Here is a 4,082-nt window from a genome sequence, read left to right on the forward strand (position 1 = left end):
GGTCGTCGTCAGCTCCGACAGATCCGTCGTCTCCATCGCCCCCAGCTGGGTGGTGGTGAAGGCGCTGATCTGGGTCGAAGAGAAGGCGACGATGTTGGTCGAGCTGATCTCGATCAGGTCGGTCGTCTCAATCGCCCGGATCTGCGTCGAGGTCAGCGCATTCAGCTGCGTCGTTGTCAGGCTGGCAACCTGCGTCGTCGACAGGTTGGCGATCACCGAGGTCGACAGGCCGCGCAGCGTCGTCGTGGTCAGCGAAACCAGATCCGTCGTTTCCAGGACACCGAGAGCCGTGGTGTTCAGGCTGTTCAGCTGCGTCGTCGTCAGGCTGGAAACCTGCGTCGTCGTCAGTTCAACCACCTGTGTCGTCGACAGGTTATTCAGCGCCGTCGAGTTCAGGCCGCGCACCTGCGTCGTCGTCAGGGCCACCAGATCCGTCGTCTCCAGCGCCTGCAGGTTGGTGGAGTTCAAGACGTTCAGCTGTGTCGTGGTCAGGCTGGCAACATGCGTCGTCGTCAGAAATGCCATCTGCGTCGTCGACAGGTTGTTCAGCGACGTCGAGTTCAGACCGCGCAGCTGGGTCGTCGTCAGTTCCGCCAGATCCGTCGACTCGATGGCCTGCATGTTGGTAGAGGTCAGACCGTTCAGCTGCGTCGTCGTCAGGCTGACAACCTGCGTGGTCGTCAGCGAGGCGATGTTGGTCGTGTTCAGCGCACTGACCTGCGACGTCGTCAGCGAGGCGATCACGGTCGTGCTGAGCACGCTGACCTGGGTCGTCGACAGCACATCAACCTGGGTCGAAGCCAGACCGCGAACCTGCGTCGTCGTCAGACCGCCCACCTGGGTGGAGGTCAGGATGCCGACCTGCGTCGTCGTGAAGCCACCAACCTGCGTGGAGGTCAGACCGCGGATCTGGGTCGTCGTCAGCTCCGCCAGATCCGTCGTCTCCATCGCCCCCAACTGGGTGGTGGTGAAGGCGCTGATCTGGGTCGAAGAGAAGGCGACGATGTTGGTCGAGGTGATCTCGATCAAGTCCGTCGTCTCGATCGCCCGGACCTGCGTGGTCGTCAGCGCATTCAGCTGTGTCGTCGTCAGGCCCACGATCTGAGTCGTCGACAGGTTGGCGATCTGCGAGGTCGTCAGGCCGCGCAGCGTCGTCGTGGTCAGGGCCGCCAGATCCGTCGTCTCGATGGCCCCGAGGGTCGTGGAGTTCAGGGTGTTCAGCTGCGTCGTCGTCAGGCTGGAAACCTGCGTCGTCGTCAGTTCAACCACCTGCGTCGTCGACAGGTTGTTCAGCGCCGTCGAGTTCAGGCCACGCACCTGCGTCGTCGTCAGAACCGCCAGGTCCGTTGTCTCGATGGCCTGCAGGTTGGTGGAGGTCAGACCGTTCAGCTGCGTCGTCGTCAGGCTGACAACCTGCGTGGTGGTCAGCGAGGCGATGTTGGTCGTATTCAGCGCGCTGACCTGGGTCGTCGTCAGCGAGGCAATCACGGTCGTGCTCAGGACGCTGACCTGCGTCGTCGACAGCACATCAACCTGGGTCGAAGCCAGACCGCGCACCTGCGTGGTCGTCAGACCGCCCACTTGGGTGGAGGTCAGGACGCCGACCTGCGTCGTCGTGAAGCCACCGACCTGGGTGGAGCTGAGGCCGACGATCTGCGTCGTCGTCAGCACCGCCAGGTCCGTCGTCTCCATCGCACCCAACTGGGTGGTGCTGAAGGCGCTGATCTGGGACGAAGAGAAGGCGACGATATTGGTCGAGCTGATCTCGATCAGGTCCGTCGTCTCAATCGCCCGGATCTGCGTCGTCGTCAGCGCGTTCAGCTGCGTCGTCGTCAGGCTGGCGAACTGCGTCGTCGACAGGTTGGCGATCACCGAGGTCGACAGGCCGCGCAGCGTCGTCGTCGTCAAGGCCGCCAGATCCGTCGTCTCAAGCGACTCCAAGTTAGTGGAGTTCAGGCTGTTCAGCTGCGTCGTCGTCAGGCTGGAAACCTGCGTCGTCGTCAGTTCAACCACCTGCGTCGTCGACAGGTTGTTCAGCGCCGTCGAGTTCAGGCCACGCACCTGCGTCGTCGTCAGAACCGCCAGGTCCGTCGTCTCAATGGCCTGCAGGTTGGTAGAATTCAGACCGTTCAGCTGCGTCGTCGTCAGGCTGACAACCTGCGTGGTGGTCAGCGAGGCGATGTTTGTCGTGTTCAGTGCGCCGACCTGGGTCGTCGTCAGCGAGGCGATCACCGTCGTGCTCAGCACGCTGACCTGCGTCGTCGACAGCACGTCAACCTGGGTCGAAGCCAGACCGCGCACCTGCGTCGTGGTCAGACCGCCCACCTGGGTGGAGGTCAGGACGCCGACCTGCGTCGTCGTGAAGCCGCTGACCTGCGTGGAGGTCAGACCGCGGATCTGGGTCGTCGTCAGCTCCGACAGATCCGTCGTCTCCATCGCACCCAGCTGGGTGGTGCTGAAGGCACTGATCTGGGTCGTCGAGAAGGCGACGATGTTGGTCGAGCTGATCTCGATCAGGTCGGTCGTCTCAATCGCCCGAATCTGCGTCGACGTCAGCGAACTCAACTGCGTCGTGGTCAGGCTGGCGAACTGCGTCGTCGTCAGGTTGGCGACCTGCGAGGTCGACAGACCACGCAGTGACGTCGTGGTCAGCGCCGTCACATCCGTCGTCTCGATGGCCCCGAGGGTCGTGGAGTTCAGGCTGTTCAGCTGCGTCGTCGTCAGGCTGGAAACCTGCGTCGTCGTCAGTTCAACCACCTGCGTCGTCGACAGGTTGTTCAGCGCCGTCGAGTTCAGGCCACGCACCTGCGTCGTCGTCAGCACCGCCAGATCGGTCGTCTCGATGGCCTGCAGGTTGGTGGAGTTCAGGCCGTTCAGCTGCGTCGTCGTCAGGCTGACAACCTGCGTGGTGGTCAGCGAGGCGAGGTTGGTCGTGTTCAGCGCGCCGACCTGGGTCGTCGTCAGGGACGCGATCACCGTCGTGCTGAGCACGCTCACCTGCGTCGTCGACAGCACGTCAACCTGGGTCGACGCCAGACCGCGCACCTGCGTCGTGGTCAGACCGCCCACCTGGGTGGAGGTCAGGACGCCGACCTGCGTCGTCGTGAAGCCGCTGACCTGCGTGGAGGTCAGACCGCGGATCTGGGTCGTCGTCAGCTCCGACAGATCCGTCGTCTCCATCGCCCCCAGCTGGGTGGTGGTGAAGGCGCTGATCTGGGTCGAAGAGAAGGCGACGATATTGGTCGAGCTGATCTCGATCAGGTCCGTCGTCTCAATCGCCTTGATCTGCGTCGTGGTCAGGGCATTCAGCTGCGTCGTCGTCAGGCTGGCAACCTGCGTCGTCGACAGGTTGGCGATCACCGAGGTCGACAGGCCGCGCAGCGTCGTCGTGGTCAGCGAAACCAGATCTGTCGTTTCCAGGGCACCGAGGGCCGTGGTGTTCAGGCTGTTCAGCTGCGTCGTCGTCAGGCTGGCAACCTGCGTCGTCGTCAGTTCAGACACCTGCGTCGTCGTCAGGTTGTTCAGCGCCGTCGAGTTCAGGCCGCGCACCTGCGTCGTCGTCAGTTCCGCCAGGTCCGTCGTTTCCAGCGCCTGCAGGTTGGTGGAGTTCAACACATTCAGCTGCGTCGTCGTCAGGCTGGCAACCTGCGTCGTTGTCAGCTCAGCCACCTGCGTCGTCGTCAGGTTGTTCAACGCCGTCGAGTTCAGGCCACGCAGCTGCGTCGTCGTCAGGGCCGCCAGATCGGTCGTCTCGATGGCCTGCATGTTGGTGGAGGTCAGACCATTCAGCTGCGTCGTCGTCAGGCTGACAACCTGCGTGGTGGTCAGCGAGGCGATGTTGGTCGTGTTCAGCGCACTGACCTGCGACGTCGTCAGCGAGGCAATCACCGTCGTGCTCAGCACGCTGACCTGGGTGGTCGACAGCGCATCAACCTGCGTCGAAGCCAGACCGCGCACCTGCGTGGTCGTCAGACCGCCGACCTGGGTGGAGGTCAGGACGCCGACCTGGGTCGTCGTGAAGCCGCCAACCTGCGTGGAGGTCAGACCGCGGATCTGGGTCGTCGTCAGCTCCGACAGATCCG

1 protein-coding gene is annotated in these 4,082 nt (G+C 63.6%); it reads right to left on the reverse strand.

Annotated elements, in window-relative coordinates; all coding sequences use genetic code 11:
* Nucleotides 1–4,082, reverse strand: a 4,082-nt coding sequence (locus ACODTW_RS28165) for a beta strand repeat-containing protein (RefSeq protein WP_488949539.1), incomplete at both ends; no start/stop codon positions are given.

The sequence above is a fragment of the Niveispirillum sp. FG148 genome (assembly GCF_057809655.1).